Consider the following 17,176-nt stretch of genomic DNA (forward strand, 5'->3'; position numbering starts at 1 on the left):
AATGTTACGTATTGCAGACAAAACGTTTGAATCACATCTGTTCACCGGAACAGGAAAATTTGCGTCGCCGACATTAATGATTGACGCGATCCGCGCCTCAGGCAGCCAACTGGTGACGCTGGCTATGAAACGTGTGGATTTGCGCCAGCATAATGACGCCATCCTGGCTCCTCTTATCGACGCGGGCGTCACGCTGCTGCCCAACACGTCCGGGGCGAAAACGGCGGAAGAGGCAATCTTTGCCGCACAGCTTGCGCGCGAGGCGCTCGGTACCCATTGGCTGAAGCTGGAGATTCATCCCGATGCCCGCTGGCTGCTGCCTGACCCGATTGAGACACTGAAAGCCGCCGAGGCGCTGGTAAAACAAGGATTTGTGGTGCTGCCCTATTGTGGCGCGGATCCGGTGTTGTGCAAACGGCTGGAAGAGGCTGGCTGTGCGGCGGTGATGCCGCTCGGCGCGCCGATTGGCTCGAATCAGGGGCTGGAAACCAAAGCCATGCTGGAGATCATTATTCAGCAGTCCACCGTTCCGGTAGTAGTGGATGCCGGCATCGGCGTCCCCAGCCACGCCACCCAGGCGCTGGAAATGGGCGCGGACGCCGTGCTGGTGAATACGGCGATTGCCGTGGCGGACGATCCGGTGATGATGGCCGGGGCTTTCCGGTTAGCGGTTGAAGCCGGTTTGTTGGCGCGGCAGGCGGGCCCGGGCAGCCGATGCTCTCAGGCGCAGGCCACCAGCCCGCTGACCGGTTTCCTGGAGGTCCCGGCATGAAAACATTCACCGACCGTTGGCGGCATCTCGACTGGGACGACATTCGCCTGCGCATCAACAGTAAAACGACTGCGGACGTCGAGCGCGCGCTGAATGCCGCCAGACTCAGCCGCGACGATATGATGGCGCTGCTCTCACCTGCCGCGAGCGCCTACCTTGAACCGCTGGCACAGCGGGCGCAGAAACTCACCCGCCAGCGTTTCGGCAATACGGTGAGCTTTTATGTCCCGTTGTACCTCTCCAATCTGTGCGCCAACGACTGTACTTACTGCGGTTTTTCGATGAGTAACCGCATCAAGCGTAAAACGCTGAACGATGCGGAGATTGCCAGGGAGTGCGCGGCGATCCGCGAGCTGGGTTTCGAACATCTGCTGTTAGTTACCGGCGAGCATCAGGCAAAAGTGGGGATGGATTATTTCCGTCGCCACTTACCCACCCTTCGCCAGCAGTTTTCATCGCTGCAAATGGAAGTGCAGCCGTTAGCCGAGGAAGAGTATGCCGAACTGAAATCGCTGGGGCTGGATGGGGTGATGGTCTATCAGGAAACGTATCACGACGCGATGTACGCGCAGCACCATCTGAAGGGGAAAAAACAGGATTTCTTCTGGCGGCTGGAAACCCCGGACCGACTGGGGCGCGCAGGTATCGATAAAATCGGTCTCGGTGCGCTGATCGGTCTTTCTGACAACTGGCGGGTGGATTGCTACATGGTTGCCGAGCATCTGATGTGGCTTCAGCAGCACTACTGGCAAAGCCGTTACTCCATCTCATTTCCACGCCTGCGTCCGTGCGCTGGCGGTATTGAACCGGCTTCGATCATGGATGAGCGCCAACTGGTACAAACCATTTGCGCGTTTCGTCTGCTGGCACCGGAAATTGAGCTGTCGCTGTCTACGCGGGAATCCCCCTGGTTTCGCGACCACGTGATCCCGTTGGCGATTAACAACGTCAGCGCATTCTCGAAAACCCAGCCTGGCGGGTATGCGGACGATCATCCCGAACTGGAACAATTCGCGCCACATGACAACCGCCGCCCCGAAACGGTCGCCAACGCGCTCTCTGCGCAGGGGCTTCAGCCGGTATGGAAAGACTGGGATGCGTATCTGGGGCGCGTTTCGCAAAGGCGATGAACCGTCATGCAAACGGGTAATTTTTTTACGAGTCGCGACGAAAGAGAGAAAACGAGAGGTTGTTGTTAGCCTCTCACATTCTTAACGTATCACCGTCAGCCGTAGCGCTGTCCAGGGCGAAAAGCATCTTCCTCGTTTCGCCCTGCCTTCACCACAGTCAGCCATAGCAAATATCGGTTTTAGCCAAAAATGGCCACCTGCATGGACTCTTCTTAAGATAAATCACCCCGACTGATATTGCCGGGATTATAATTGCCTATATTCTTTCCTGATATGCAGAGCCACGTTGCTGGTTTCACTTCGCACTTCTCTTCAGGATTACTCTTTCTGGATAAGTTACAGTCATGGCACCTCATAACAGAAAACTTTCATTCACGACGCCAATATTGGTGAGTTTTACGGGGATCCTGCTCAGCTTTGTGCTGATCGCAATCTTCGTTACCTTTACGCAGAAGAATGATTTTCTCGATGATTATCATGGAATTAACCGAAACTTTACTCATAACCTGGCGGTGAACTACACCGAGTCTTTACTGCGCGAAAATGACTATATTCTGGGCCGCGCGGCGACCTTTTTTTCGCGCAATGACCACCTGAACGACATGGTGAACCTCAACCCGGAGGAAGGGCTGAAAACAATCATGCAACTGCAGACGTTGATGCCGTCTGTCACCTCTATCTCGTTGGCGGATACCGAAGGTCATTACCTGCGCGCACCCCAGTTGCGAAACACCGAACGCAGCAAAACATTCGACGTGAAATCACGCCCCTGGTTTATGGATCAGGCTGAAGCCAGTACGTTTAGCAACTATACCGCACCCTATATTGACTATTTTACGCACAACCCTACGGTGACGATCTATAAACCGGTCATCACTCCCGAAGGGAAAATGAAAGGTACGATTGCGTTTCATCTTGATCTGACATCGATAGGCTTCACGCTGCGTCAGATGGTGGCTCCCGTCCAGGGCGAGTTCTTTGTGGTCGACCGTGATGGAAAAGTGGTACTGCATCCGGATACGGGCGCGCTGTTTAAACAGTATGTCAGTAAAAAAACCATGAGCCGGATGACCAGCGGTGAAGGCCATCTGTACGACCCGGAAACTCAGGACTGGTACTACTACTATTCGTTCACCAACCCGGACTGGTTTGTGATTTATCGGGTTTCAGAGACGACACTCGTCGACCTGACTCGCCATGAGACCAACATTGTGGTCTGGGGATTTGCCCTCGCGGCGATCATCATTGTGTTGTTTGGTCTCTATCTACGCCACGCTTCGCGCACGGTACTGATGAATATCATCAACGCAATCAAGACCGGCGATGTTAAACGCGCACCGCGCCTTGAAGCGATGCTGAGCAAAGCTATTGAGTCCAATAAGGAGCGCGAACTGGCTTACGTCCGGCAGGCGACTATCGATGCCCTGACCGGTTGTAAAAACCGCCGCGCTTTTGACAGCGATATCGCTGCGCTGATGAACGATCACCACCCGTTCGCTCTGGCGCTGGTGGATATCGATAACTTCAAGTCGATCAATGACACATGGGGACATCTGAATGGCGATATCGTCCTGCGCAACGTCGCGCGTGAAGGGATTCAGATCATGCAACCCGTCGCCGTTTCCGTCTATCGCTATGGCGGCGAGGAGTTTGCCGTGTTGTTTTCAGGTGAGCAATTGAATAATGCACATACCTTACTGGAACGTTGGCGTATTGAGGTCGCGAAACGCTCATGGCGTGAAGAAGGTCTGCACGTCACCTTTAGCGCCGGACTCGGGGAATGGAATCTCGAGACGCTGGAACAGCTGATTATCCGCGTTGATGAAGCACTGTACAAAGCCAAACAGGAAGGAAAAAACCGGATCACCACAGCAAATCGTTAATCTCTCCTTTCTCTGCAGCGCCCGTTACGACGGGCTTTTTTCGTTTTGAGAAAAACCGCAACCGGTTTCATTATTTGTACGATTTCTTTGTGATGCTTTACACACATTCACGGTAAGGCGGTTGTTCTCATCACTCGCTCGGACTAAAGATGAAGTATCAATGGAACCGTGAGAGCGAACTATGAAGAATATCGTTTTATGCTGTGCCGCCGGTATGTCCACCAGCATGCTGGTACAACGAATGAAAGATGCCGCTCAGAAGAAAGGGATCGATGTGACGATTAAGGCTGTACCTGTTGCTGAGTTTAAAGAGAATATTGCTTCGGCGGATATTGTTCTGCTCGGCCCACAGGTCAAGTACGAGCAGGCGAAATTGCAGGCGCTGGCCGATCCGCTCGGTAAGAAAGTCGCCGTGATTGATATGATGGATTACGGCATGATGAAAGGCGATGCCGTGCTGGAAAAAGCCCTGAAGCTGATGGAGCCATAACATGGAAGAGTTAGAAACCATCATTATGGAACTGTTGGTTAACGCCGGAGCCGCACGTAGTCAGGCGCTGACGGCCCTGCAACTGGCCCGCAAAGGCGACTTTGCCGGGGCGGAACAGGCAATGGAAGAGTCGCGAGATTTCGTTAAGCTGGCGCATAAAATCCAGACGCAGCTGATCGGTATTGATGAAGGCACCGGAAAGCTTCCGGTTAACCTGATCACCGTCCACTCGCAGGACCATCTGATGAACGCGATGGTGATTCAGGATCTGGCGGGCGACATGATTGAGCTGTATCGCCGAATCCCGTTGGTAAACTGATGACATACAGATGTAAAAAAACCCGCCGAGGCGGGTTTTTTGTTGTCGGGTGGCGCTAAGCTTACCCGACCTACGAGGCACATGCCCGGTAATGTTTATCACCGGGCATCAACGATTACTCGTTGTCAGAACCGCCCAGACCTGCGTTCAGCAGCTCAGCCAGGCTGGCAGAGGCGTCTTCTGCTGTCACCTGCGGTGCAGCCGGGAGTTCACCCGCAGCACGGCGACGCATACGATCCTGGTGGTACGCATAACCGGTACCCGCCGGGATCAGACGACCTACGATAACGTTCTCTTTCAGGCCGCGCAGTTCGTCACGTTTACCCGCAACGGCTGCTTCGGTCAGGACACGCGTGGTCTCCTGGAACGATGCGGCAGAGATGAACGATTCGGTTGCCAGAGACGCTTTGGTGATACCCAGCAGATCGCGGGAGAATGTTGCGCCCACTTTGCCGTTCGCTTCCAGTTCGCGGTTCGCGATCTTGACGCGGGAGTATTCAACCTGTTCGCCTTCCAGGAAGTCGGAGCTACCTGCGCTTTCGATGGTGGCTTTACGCAGCATCTGACGAACGATAACTTCGATGTGTTTATCGTTAATCTTAACGCCCTGCAGACGGTATACGTCCTGAACTTCGTTAACGATGTAACGAGTTACAGCATGAACACCACGCAGACGCAGAATGTCGTGCGGCGCTTCCGGACCGTCGGAAACCACGTCACCACGTTCTACACGTTCACCTTCGAACACGTTGAGCTGACGCCATTTTGGAATCATCTCTTCGTACGGATCGCTACCGTCTACCGGGGTGATAACCAGACGACGTTTCCCTTTGGTTTCTTTACCGAAGGAAATAATACCGCTGATTTCAGCCAGGATTGCCGGCTCTTTCGGACGACGTGCTTCGAACAGGTCCGCAACGCGCGGCAGACCACCGGTGATGTCCTTGGTACCGCCGGATTCCTGCGGAACACGCGCCAGGGTGTCACCAGAACTGATCTGTACGCCATCTTCCAGCTGAACAATCGCTTTACCCGGCAGGAAGTACTGCGCAGGCATATCGGTACCCGGGATCAGAACGTCGTTACCCTGAGCATCAACGATTTTCAGCGCAGGACGCAGATCTTTACCACCGGCAGTACGTTCTGCAGAATCCAGAACCACCAGAGAAGACAGACCGGTTAACTCGTCGGTCTGACGCGTAATGGTCTGGCCGTCGATCATGTCAGTGAAGCGGACAAAACCACTCACTTCGGTGATAACCGGCATGGTATGCGGATCCCAGTTTGCTACGGTTTCACCGCCGGCAACCTGCTCACCATCACCTTTCGCCATCACAGAGCCGTAAGGCACTTTATAGCTTTCTTTGGTACGACCGAATTCGTCGATCAGTTTCAGCTCAGTGTTACGAGAGGTGATCACCAGTTTACCGCTGGAGTTCACAACCGACTTCGCATTGCTCAGACGGATGCTACCTTTGTTTTTCACCTGGATGCTGGATTCAGCAGCCGCACGCGATGCCGCACCACCGATGTGGAACGTACGCATCGTCAGCTGTGTACCCGGTTCACCGATGGACTGTGCCGCGATGACACCGATAGCTTCACCTTTGTTGATGATGTGGCCACGCGCCAGGTCACGACCGTAGCAGTGCGCACATACACCAAAGTCGGTGTCACAGGATACAACAGAGCGAACTTTCACAGAGTCAACGGAGTTTGCTTCCAGCAGATCACACCACTGTTCGTGCAGCAGCGTGTTGCGCGGAACCAGAATATCCGCCGTACCCGGCTTCAGAATGTCTTCTGCGGTTACACGACCCAGAACGCGATCGCGCAGTGGCTCTTTAACATCACCACCCTCGATAACCGGGGTCATGGTGATACCTTCCAGCGTGCCACAATCGTCTTCGGTCACAACCAGATCCTGCGCAACGTCAACCAGACGACGCGTCAGATAACCGGAGTTCGCTGTTTTCAGTGCAGTATCCGCCAGACCTTTACGCGCACCGTGAGTGGAGATGAAGTACTGGAGTACGTTCAGACCTTCACGGAAGTTCGCGGTGATCGGCGTTTCGATGATGGAGCCATCCGGCTTCGCCATCAGACCACGCATACCCGCCAGCTGACGAATCTGTGCAGCAGAACCACGCGCACCGGAGTCGGCCATCATGTAGATGCTGTTGAAGGAAACCTGCTGCTCTTCCTGACCGTCACGGTTAATCACAGTTTCGGTTTGCAGGTTATCCATCATCGCTTTAGATACACGATCGTTCGCCGCAGCCCAGATATCGATCACTTTGTTGTAACGTTCGCCGGCGGTTACCAGACCAGACTGGAACTGTTCCTGGATCTCAGCAACTTCGGCTTCCGCTTCAGAAATGATCTCGTGTTTTTTCTCCGGGATGACCATGTCATCGATACCAACGGATGCACCTGAACGCGCTGCATAAGCAAAGCCGGTATACATTGTCTGGTCCGCAAAAATAACGGTCGGTTTCAGGCCCAGAATACGGTAGCAAGTGTTCAGCATCTTGGAGATAGCCTTCTTGCCCAGCGCCTGGTTGACGATGGAGAAAGGCAGACCTTTCGGTACGATCATCCACAGAATGGCACGGCCAACGGTCGTGTCTTTCAGGCTGGTGTGCGCAACGAATTCGCCGTTAGCATCTTTTTCGTATTCAGTGATACGCACTTTAACGCGCGCATGCAGAGAGGCCAGGCCAGCGCGATAAATACGCTCAGCTTCTTTCGGGCCAGTCAGCACCATGCCTTCGCCTTTGGCGTTAACACAGTCACGGGTCATGTAGTACAGACCCAATACAACGTCCTGAGACGGAACGATAATAGGTTCGCCGTTCGCCGGAGACAGGATATTGTTGGTAGACATCATCAGCGCACGCGCTTCGAGCTGGGCTTCCAGCGTCAGCGGTACGTGAACAGCCATCTGGTCACCATCGAAGTCGGCGTTATAAGCCGCACAAACCAGCGGGTGCAGCTGGATAGCTTTACCTTCGATCAGTACCGGTTCAAATGCCTGAATACCCAGACGGTGCAGAGTTGGTGCACGGTTCAGCAGTACCGGGTGTTCGCGGATAACTTCGTCCAGGATATCCCAAACGACAGCTTCTTCGCGCTCAACCATTTTCTTCGCGGCTTTGATGGTGGTGGCGAGGCCACGCAGTTCCAGCTTGCCGTAAATGAACGGTTTGAACAGCTCCAGCGCCATTTTCTTCGGCAGACCGCACTGATGCAGACGCAGGTATGGACCTACGGTGATAACAGAACGACCGGAGTAGTCAACACGCTTACCGAGCAGGTTCTGACGGAAACGACCCTGTTTACCTTTGATCATGTCGGCCAAAGATTTCAGAGGACGTTTGTTAGAACCGGTGATCGCACGACCGCGACGACCGTTATCCAGCAGGGCGTCAACCGCTTCCTGCAGCATACGTTTTTCGTTACGTACGATGATATCCGGCGCAGCCAGATCCAGCAGACGTTTCAGACGGTTGTTACGGTTGATTACGCGACGATACAGATCGTTCAGATCCGACGTTGCGAAACGACCGCCATCCAGCGGAACCAGCGGACGCAGATCTGGCGGCAGAACCGGCAGAACGGTCAGGATCATCCACTCCGGCTTGTTGCCAGACTGAACGAACGCTTCCAGCAGTTTGATACGCTTGGTCAGCTTCTTACGCTTGGTTTCGGAATTGGTTTCGTTCAGCTCTTCGCGCAGAGTTTCACACTCTTGCTCCAGATCCATGCTCTTCAGCAGGGCCTGGATCGCTTCCGCACCCATCTTCGCGTCAAATTCGTCACCGAACTCTTCCAGCGCATCCAGATACTGCTCTTCAGTCAGGATCTGTTGGCGTTCCAGATTGGTCATACCGCCTTCGATAACCACATAGGATTCGAAGTACAGAACGCGTTCGATATCGCGCAGCGGCATATCCAGCAGCAGGCCGATACGGGACGGCAGAGATTTCAGGAACCAGATGTGAGCGGTCGGGGACGCCAGCTCGATGTGGCCCATACGCTCACGGCGTACTTTAGTCTGGGTCACTTCAACGCCGCACTTCTCGCAGATCACACCACGGTGTTTCAGGCGCTTGTACTTACCGCACAGGCACTCGTAATCTTTTACTGGCCCAAAAATACGGGCGCAGAAAAGGCCGTCACGTTCAGGTTTGAACGTACGGTAGTTGATGGTTTCCGGCTTCTTAACTTCACCGAAAGACCATGAACGGATCATGTCTGGCGAAGCCAGAGCAATTTTGATCGCATCAAACTCTTCGGTTTTAGTCTGCGCTTTCAGAAACTTTAATAAATCTTTCACGGATTTGCTCCCGTCGGAGTTAGCACAATCTGGTGTCGGGAGCTAACCCGACACCAGTGACCTGTTTGAGCGAGAATTACTCGTCTTCCAGTTCGATGTTGATACCCAGCGAACGAATCTCTTTCAACAGTACGTTGAAGGATTCCGGCATGCCCGGTTCCATCTGATGGTTGCCATCCACGATGTTCTTATACATCTTAGTACGGCCGTTCACGTCATCAGACTTAACGGTGAGCATTTCCTGCAGGGTGTATGCCGCGCCGTATGCTTCCAGCGCCCACACTTCCATCTCCCCGAAGCGCTGACCACCGAACTGCGCCTTACCACCCAGCGGCTGCTGAGTAACCAGGCTGTAAGAACCGGTGGAACGAGCGTGCATCTTATCGTCGACCAGGTGGTTCAGTTTCAGCATGTACATGTAACCTACGGTTACCGGACGCTCGAACTGCTCACCCGTACGGCCGTCGAACAGCGTGATCTGACCAGACGTCGGCAGGTCACCCAGTTTCAGCAGTTCTTTAATTTCCGCTTCTTTCGCACCGTCGAATACCGGCGTTGCGATTGGCATACCTTTGCGCAGGTTTTCAGCCAGACGCAGAACTTCTTCATCGCTGAAGGTATTCAGGTCAACTTTCTGACGAACATCAGCACCCAGATCGTACGCACGCTGGATGAACTCGCGCAGTTTCGCGACTTCCTGCTGCTGTTTCAGCATGGCGTTGATCTTATCGCCAATGCCTTTCGCAGCCATACCCAGGTGGGTTTCCAGAATCTGACCGATGTTCATACGAGACGGTACGCCCAGCGGGTTCAGTACGATATCTACCGGCGTACCGTTAGCATCGTGCGGCATATCTTCGATCGGGTTGATCTTAGAAATAACACCCTTGTTACCGTGACGACCTGCCATCTTGTCACCAGGCTGGATACGGCGTTTAACCGCCAGATATACCTTAACAATCTTCAGCACGCCTGGTGCCAGATCGTCGCCCTGGGTGATTTTGCGGCGTTTCGCTTCGAGTTTTTTCTCGAACTCGTGTTTCAGTTCGTCGTACTGCTCAGCCAGTTGTTCCAGCTGATTTTGTTTCTCTTCGTCGGTCAGGCCGAGCTCCAGCCAGCGATCGCGAGGCAGTTTGTCGAGCTTCTCAGCTTCAACACCACCGGCAACCAGCACAGCGTAGATACGGCTGAACAGGCCAGCTTCGAGGATCTGCAGTTCTTCAGACAGGTCTTTCTTCGCCTGCTTCAGCTGCATCTCTTCGATTTCCAGCGCACGTTTGTCTTTTTCTACGCCATCGCGAGTAAAGACCTGAACGTCGATAACCGTACCGGAAACACCGTTTGGTACGCGCAGAGAAGAGTCTTTAACGTCAGACGCTTTCTCACCGAAGATCGCACGCAGCAGTTTTTCTTCTGGCGTCAGCTGGGTTTCACCTTTCGGCGTTACCTTACCCACCAGAATGTCGCCGCCGGTCACTTCCGCACCGATGTAAACGATACCGGATTCATCCAGTTTGGAGAGCGCAGCTTCACCCACGTTCGGGATGTCAGCGGTGATCTCTTCCGGCCCCAGCTTGGTGTCACGGGACACACACGCCAGTTCCTGAATGTGGATGGTGGTGAAACGGTCTTCCTGGACAACACGCTCGGAGACGAGGATGGAGTCTTCGAAGTTGTAACCGTTCCACGGCATGAACGCGACGCGCATGTTCTGACCAAGCGCCAGTTCACCGAGGTCGGTAGACGGACCATCTGCCAGTACATCACCACGTTCAACCGGCTCACCCAGAGAGACACACGGCATCTGGTTGATACAGGTGTTCTGGTTAGAACGGGTGTATTTGGTCAGGTTGTAGATGTCGATACCCGCTTCGCCCGGGTACATCTCGTCTTCGTTAACTTTGATAACGATACGGGAAGCATCAACGTACTGAACGGTACCGCCACGTTTAGCCACCGCAGTTACACCGGAGTCAACGGCAACAGCACGTTCCATACCGGTACCTACCAGCGGCTTATCAGCGCGCAGAGTCGGAACCGCCTGACGTTGCATGTTCGCACCCATCAATGCACGGTTGGCGTCATCGTGTTCCAGGAACGGGATCAGGGACGCACCGACGGAAACCACCTGCTGGGTGGAAACGTCCATGTAGTCAACCTGGTCGCGGCTGAACAGGCTGGATTCACCTTTACTACGGCAGGTCACCAGATCTTCTACGAAGTGGCCGTCCTCATCCAGGTTGGAGTTCGCCTGAGCGATAACGAAGTTACCTTCTTCAATAGCAGACAGGTAATGAATCTCATCTGTCACAACGCCATCAACAACGCGACGATACGGCGTCTCGAGGAAGCCATATTCGTTAGTCTGTGCGTACACGGACAGGGAGTTGATCAGACCGATGTTCGGACCTTCAGGCGTTTCGATTGGACATACGCGACCATAGTGAGTCGGGTGTACGTCTCGAACTTCGAAGCCAGCGCGTTCACGCGTCAGGCCGCCTGGGCCGAGTGCAGAGATACGACGTTTGTGCGTAATCTCAGACAGCGGGTTGTTCTGGTCCATAAACTGAGACAGCTGGCTGGAACCGAAGAACTCTTTCACTGCTGCAGAAATCGGTTTGGCGTTGATCATGTCCTGAGGCATCAGGGTATCCAGATCGCCAAGAGACAGACGCTCTTTCACCGCACGCTCAACACGTACCAGGCCAACGCGGAACTGGTTTTCCGCCATTTCGCCTACGGAACGGATACGACGGTTGCCGAGGTGGTCGATATCATCGACTTCGCCTTTACCGTTACGGATATCAATGAGCTTCTTCATCACTTCGATGATGTCGTCTTTGCTCAGGATACCGGAACCTTCGATTTCGTCGCGCAGCAGAGAACGGTTGAACTTCATACGACCGACCGCAGACAGGTCATAACGGTCTTCAGAGAAGAACAGGTTCTCAAACAGGCTTTCAGCCGCTTCACGTGTCGGCGGCTCACCCGGGCGCATCATGCGGTAGATTTCTACCAGCGCGCTCAGACGATCGTTAGTTGGGTCGACACGTACGGTTTCAGAAATGTACGGGCCGTGGTCCAGATCGTTGGTGAACAGGGTTTCGATACGTTTGTGACCAGACTGGCTCAGCTTAGCCAGCAGATCCAGGCTCAGCTCCATGTTCGCCGGGCAGATCAGCTCACCAGTGGATTCGTCAACGTAATCTTTCGCAGCCACTTTGCCCGCAATGTACTCAACCGGAACTTCGATATGTTTGATATCGTCTTTTTCCAGCTGGCGGATGTGACGCGCAGTGATGCGGCGGCCTTTTTCAACGTAGATTTTACCGTTCGCTTCGATATCGAAGGAGGCGGTTTCACCACGCAGACGTTCAGGCACCAACTCCATCTGCAGTTTGTTGTCGCGAATTTCGAAAATAACTTTTTCGAAGAACAGATCGAGGATCTGCTCAGTGGTGTAGTTCAGCGCACGCAGAATAATGGTCGCAGGCAGTTTACGGCGACGGTCGATACGTACGAACAGGTTGTCCTTCGGATCGAATTCGAAGTCCAGCCAGGAACCACGGTAAGGAATGATGCGCGCGTTATACAGCACTTTACCCGAAGAGTGGGTTTTGCCTTTGTCGGAGTCAAAGAAGACGCCTGGGCTACGGTGCAGCTGAGAAACGATAACACGCTCAGTACCGTTGATAACAAAGGTACCGTTGTCGGTCATGAGCGGAATTTCGCCCATGTAGACTTCTTGTTCTTTAATGTCTTTAACGGTGCCTTCCGGCGCTTCGCGCTCGTAGATCACCAGACGCAGTTTTACGCGCAGCGGTGCGGAATAGGTCACGCCACGGATCTGACATTCCTGAACGTCAAACACCGGTTCGCCAAGGCGGTAGCTGACGTATTGCAGCTCAGAATTACCGCTGTAGCTCTGAATCGGGAATACGGAACGGAAGGCGGCTTCCAGACCATACTGCCCTTCAGGATCTTGCTCGATGAACTTCTGAAACGAGTCAAGCTGGATAGAAAGGAGATAAGGTATGTCCAGAACTTGTGGACGTTTACCAAAATCCTTACGAATACGTTTTTTCTCGGTATAGGAGTAAACCATAGGGTTCCTCAGCTCGCTGACAAGTCGACCCATCTGTCCATTGAACGGACAGTTTGTGCAACACTATTTTGTTGACCGGAAAATCGAATACTTTCCGCAATGCCTGTTGCTATCACGCTTAAACCATTTCATTGCGATTTACACAGAACGCACGCCCTGTCGCAGTATATTAAGTCGTCGATAGAAACAAGCATTGAAAGGCACAGCAGTAGTCAAACAGTGTGAAACGCTACTGGCGCCTTACAGCGCAAAAAGGCTGGTGACTAAAAAGTCACCAGCCATCAGCCTGATTACTCAAGCTGCAACCAGAAAAGTTGGCTTATTTAACTTCAACTTCAGCGCCAGCTTCTTCCAGAGATTTTTTCAGTGCTTCTGCGTCGTCTTTGCTCACGCCTTCTTTCAGCGCAGCCGGAGCAGATTCTACCAGGTCTTTAGCTTCTTTCAGACCCAGGCCAGTTGCGCCACGTACTGCTTTGATTACAGCAACTTTGTTAGCGCCAGCAGCTTTCAGAATTACGTCGAATTCAGTTTTTTCTTCAGCAGCTTCAACCGGGCCAGCAGCTACAGCAACAGCAGCAGCAGCGGAAACACCGAATTTTTCTTCCATTGCAGAGATCAGTTCTACAACGTCCATTACGGACATAGCGGATACTGCTTCAATGATTTGATCTTTAGTGATAGACATTTAAATTGTTCCTGAATATCAGAATAAGTTTATACGTAAGCAGATGCTTTAAAAAGATAACTGCGATTAAGCAGCTTCTTTCGCATCGCGTACAGCAGCCAGAGTACGAACCAGTTTGCCAGCCGAAGCTTCTTTCATGGTTGCCATCAGGCGTGCAATTGCTTCTTCGTAGGTCGGCAGAGTTGCCAGGCGGTCGATCTGAGACGCCGGGATCAGCTCACCTTCAAAGGCAGCGGCTTTGACCTCAAATTTTGCATTCGCTTTCGCGAACTCTTTGAACAGACGAGCAGCAGCGCCCGGGTGTTCCATAGAGTATGCAATCAGGGTCGGACCAACAAACGTGTCTTTCAGGCACTCGAACGGAGAACCTTCAACAGCACGACGCAGCAGGGTGTTACGAACAACACGCATGTAAACGCCAGCTTCACGACCTGCTTTACGCAGTTCAGTCATTTTATCTACAGTCACGCCACGGGAATCCGCAACTACTGCAGACAGCGCGCCTTTGGCTACTTCGCTGACTTCAGCAACAATCGCTTGTTTGTCTTGAAGATTTAAAGCCATTAGCTTTGCTCCTGGATGTTTGCCGGAACTCATGTTCCGGAACTCACTTCACTCTTTCCAACGAAAAGAGCGTCTTAATACGGTGAGCAGAAACAAGCCAGAGTATCCAAAAATAATCTTAGCGTTCTGTCACCGTCTACGCAGGGCATTAAGTCTCTTACGAAACACCTGCGGTCTTCGACGGAGGCCTGGATAGGCCAGGCTCCAACGAACAAATCTTGTCTATCCGTCGCTATTCAATCCGTGGCGGCGTTGACTGTCTTCGTTCACAACAGTCACATAGTGAACTATGCTCCTGGCGATTCACTCAGTTGTCGCCTGGCCACAGCCTGAATATCTCGGATATACGTCTGCAAATAGCAGAATACGTGGGGGTAGAATTGTAGACAAATCCACCGCCCACGTAAAGCTAATCTTAGTTCGCAGAAGCGCTCAGACCAGCCTGATCAACGGCAACGCCAGCACCCATGGTGGTGGAGATGCTGATTTTCTTGATGTACACGCCTTTCGCCTGAGTCGGTTTTGCTTTCTTCAGCGCAACCAGCAGAGCTTCCAGGTTTTCTTTCAGTTTGTCAGCGTCAAAATCCACTTTACCGATGGTGGTGTGGATGATGCCGTTTTTGTCGTTACGGTAACGAACCTGACCCGCTTTAGCGTTCTTAACCGCTTCAGCAACGTTCGGGGTTACAGTACCCACTTTCGGGTTTGGCATCAGGCCACGCGGACCCAGTACCTGGCCCAGCTGGCCAACAACGCGCATTGCATCCGGAGAAGCAATAACCACGTCAAAGTTCATTTCGCCTTTCTTGATCTGGTCAGCCAGATCTTCCATACCTACCAGTTCAGCGCCAGCAGCTTTAGCAGCTTCAGCGTTTGCACCCTGGGTAAATACGGCTACGCGAACGGAACGGCCAGTACCGTGCGGCAGTACAGTTGCACCACGTACGTTCTGGTCAGATTTACGCGCATCGATGCCGAGGTTAACGGCAACGTCTACGCTTTCAACGAACTTAGCGGTAGCCAGTTCTTTCAGCAGAGAGATAGCTTCGTTGATGTCGTACTGTTTGGTCGCATCAACTTTCTCACGGATCACACGCATGCGCTTGGTCAGTTTAGCCATTTCTTAGTCCTCCACTACCAGGCCCATGGAACGTGCAGTACCTTCAATGGAGCGAGTCATCGCTTCAATGTCGGCACCAGTCATGTCGGCAGCTTTGGTCTGCGCGATTTCCTGCAGTTGAGCGCGGGAAATTTTACCTACTTTGTCTTTGTTCGGCTTACCGGAACCAGACTTAATACCAGCCGCTTTCTTCAGCAGAACTGCTGCCGGAGGCGTTTTGGTAATGAAGGTGAAAGAACGGTCAGCGTAAACGGTGATAACAACCGGAATCGGCAGACCTTTTTCGATAGAATCCGTCTTTGCGTTGAACGCTTTGCAGAATTCCATGATGTTCACACCCTGTTGACCCAGAGCAGGACCAACCGGCGGACTCGGGTTTGCCATACCAGCTGCAACCTGCAGCTTGACGTAGGCTTGGACTTTCTTAGCCATTCTCAATTTCCTCTGTTGGGTGATAACGCCTCAGAGAGGCTCCCCGTGATATAAAAATTCGTTCTACGGGCCAGGCCCATAAAAACAAAAGGCGCGAAATTGTATTCCAATCTCACGCCTTGTGCAACGATTAAATCGCCGCATTTTTGATCGCTACTTAGGCTTTTTCAACCTGTGCAAAGTCCAGCTCTACCGGGGTCGCACGACCAAAGATAGAAACAGAAACTTTCAGGCGGGACTTCTCGTAGTCCACTTCTTCAACAACACCGTTGAAATCAGCGAACGGACCATCGTTGACACGCACCATTTCGCCCGGTTCAAACAGCGTTTTCGGACGCGGCTTATCACCCACCTGCTGCAGGCGGTTCATAATCGCATCGACTTCTTTATCGCTGATCGGCGCCGGACGGTCAGAGGTACCGCCAATAAAGCCCATCACGCGCGGTACGCTACGGACCAGGTGCCAGCTCGCGTCATTCATGACCATCTGGACCAGCACGTAGCCAGGGAAGAATTTACGCTCGCTCTTACGGCGCTGGCCACCACGAATTTCGACCACTTCTTCGGTCGGCACCATGACTTCGCCAAATAACTCTTCCATATTGTGTAATTTGATATGCTCACGCAGCGATGTTGCTACGCGGCCTTCAAAACCGGAAAACGCCTGAACGACGTACCAGCGCTTCTTAGGAGCTTCAGACATCTCAGAACCTCAGGCCAGTGATAAAGGATACCAGGCGAACCAGAATACCATCCAGTCCCCACAGGATCAGTGACATTACTGCGGTAACCGCAGCCACAATCAGCGTGGTGTGCAATGTTTCCTGGCGAGTCGGCCAAATGACCTTACGTACTTCGGTACGCGCTTCGCGGGCAAAAGCAACGGTAGCTTTACCTTTTGTCGTCAACAGCGCGACACCACCCGCTGCAGCAATCAGAATCACTACGGCCAGCGCACGCAGCGGCAGCATCATGTCACGATAAAGATAGTTGCCAACGATTGCCACGATCAGCAATGCAGCAACCACAGTCCACTTTATCGCTTCCAGGCCACGCCCGCTCCCTTGAGCTTCGGTATTCGCACTCATAAACCAACCTGTCAGAAGTTTTCTACAAATAATTTCACCCCGCGAATGCGAGGCTAACCTGTCAACCTTGTGCCGAAATGCATTGGGGCACTCCGGACTCTACGCCCTCTTCAGAGCCTGTCTCAGCAATGATTATGACAAATAAAATCACTGATGAGCCAGGTTCTGGTTCGAAAGCGTGCAAAAAGGGCATCAAATGATGCCCTTTTAATGCGCATTGCGTCAAATGTTATCAGCGATTAGCTGATA

At 52.9% G+C, this 17,176-nt stretch carries 13 protein-coding genes; 5 read left to right on the forward strand and 8 right to left on the reverse strand.

Translation table 11 applies throughout. The features are described 5' to 3' along the window. The first annotated feature begins 1 nt into the window (after window position 1). The 5 genes from thiG to QNN88_RS22155 all read left to right on the forward strand — a co-directional run bounded on the left by thiG (window position 2) and on the right by QNN88_RS22155 (window position 4,594). The gene (thiG, locus tag QNN88_RS22135) at window positions 2-772 is read left to right on the forward strand and encodes a thiazole synthase (RefSeq protein ID WP_414242071.1); all 771 of its coding nucleotides are present in this window, start codon (window positions 2-4) and stop codon (window positions 770-772) included. Then, window positions 769-1,902: a 2-iminoacetate synthase ThiH gene (gene thiH, locus QNN88_RS22140; RefSeq protein ID WP_414242072.1), complete on the forward strand. Its 1,134-nt coding sequence runs from the start codon at window positions 769-771 to the stop codon at window positions 1,900-1,902. The genes thiG and thiH overlap by 4 nt, the downstream gene beginning before the upstream one ends. 344 nt (window positions 1,903-2,246) lie before the next feature. Continuing rightward, entirely contained in the window at window positions 2,247-3,785 is a 1,539-nt protein-coding gene (locus QNN88_RS22145) for a diguanylate cyclase domain-containing protein (protein WP_414242073.1), read from the forward strand. 181 nt (window positions 3,786-3,966) lie between these two features. Continuing rightward, window positions 3,967-4,275, forward strand: a complete 309-nt coding sequence (locus tag QNN88_RS22150; protein ID WP_414242074.1) for a PTS sugar transporter subunit IIB — start codon at window positions 3,967-3,969, stop codon at window positions 4,273-4,275. Window position 4,276: 1 nt separating this feature from the next. Continuing rightward, a complete protein-coding gene (locus QNN88_RS22155; protein ID WP_414242075.1) occupies window positions 4,277-4,594 on the forward strand; it encodes a PTS lactose/cellobiose transporter subunit IIA in 318 nt (105 codons plus the stop codon). Between the two features lie 115 nt (window positions 4,595-4,709). On the opposite strand, the gene rpoC is transcribed toward QNN88_RS22155, so the two are convergent. The 8 genes from rpoC to secE form a co-directional block, all read right to left on the reverse strand. After that, a complete protein-coding gene (gene rpoC / locus QNN88_RS22160; RefSeq protein WP_414242076.1) occupies window positions 4,710-8,933 on the reverse strand; it encodes a DNA-directed RNA polymerase subunit beta' in 4,224 nt (1,407 codons plus the stop codon). A gap of 76 nt (window positions 8,934-9,009) precedes the next feature. Then, window positions 9,010-13,038: a DNA-directed RNA polymerase subunit beta gene (gene rpoB / locus QNN88_RS22165; protein WP_414242077.1), complete on the reverse strand. Its 4,029-nt coding sequence runs from the start codon at window positions 13,036-13,038 to the stop codon at window positions 9,010-9,012. A gap of 319 nt (window positions 13,039-13,357) precedes the next feature. Further along, window positions 13,358-13,723 carry a 50S ribosomal protein L7/L12 gene (rplL, locus tag QNN88_RS22170; RefSeq protein ID WP_012133812.1) on the reverse strand — a complete coding sequence of 122 codons (366 nt, stop codon included), beginning with the start codon at window positions 13,721-13,723 and terminating at the stop codon, window positions 13,358-13,360. A 66-nt stretch (window positions 13,724-13,789) separates the two neighbouring features. Then, window positions 13,790-14,287, reverse strand: coding sequence for a 50S ribosomal protein L10 (gene rplJ / locus QNN88_RS22175; RefSeq protein ID WP_042293041.1), 498 nt, complete (start codon window positions 14,285-14,287; stop codon window positions 13,790-13,792). Between the two features lie 415 nt (window positions 14,288-14,702). Further along, window positions 14,703-15,407: a 50S ribosomal protein L1 gene (gene rplA, locus QNN88_RS22180; protein ID WP_042326238.1), complete on the reverse strand. Its 705-nt coding sequence runs from the start codon at window positions 15,405-15,407 to the stop codon at window positions 14,703-14,705. 3 nt (window positions 15,408-15,410) lie between these two features. Next, the gene (rplK, locus tag QNN88_RS22185; RefSeq protein WP_012133815.1) at window positions 15,411-15,839 is read right to left on the reverse strand and encodes a 50S ribosomal protein L11; all 429 of its coding nucleotides are present in this window, start codon (window positions 15,837-15,839) and stop codon (window positions 15,411-15,413) included. A gap of 157 nt (window positions 15,840-15,996) precedes the next feature. Then, a complete protein-coding gene (gene nusG, locus QNN88_RS22190) occupies window positions 15,997-16,542 on the reverse strand; it encodes a transcription termination/antitermination protein NusG (RefSeq protein WP_003862341.1) in 546 nt (181 codons plus the stop codon). A 1-nt stretch (window position 16,543) separates the two neighbouring features. Next, entirely contained in the window at window positions 16,544-16,927 is a 384-nt protein-coding gene (gene secE, locus QNN88_RS22195; protein WP_414242078.1) for a preprotein translocase subunit SecE, read from the reverse strand. Window positions 16,928-17,176: the final 249 nt, after the last annotated feature.

Origin of the sequence: Citrobacter sp. ANG330, from assembly GCF_047467925.1 — a bacterium.
GTDB classification, from domain to species: Bacteria; Pseudomonadota; Gammaproteobacteria; order Enterobacterales; family Enterobacteriaceae; genus Citrobacter_A; species Citrobacter_A amalonaticus_G.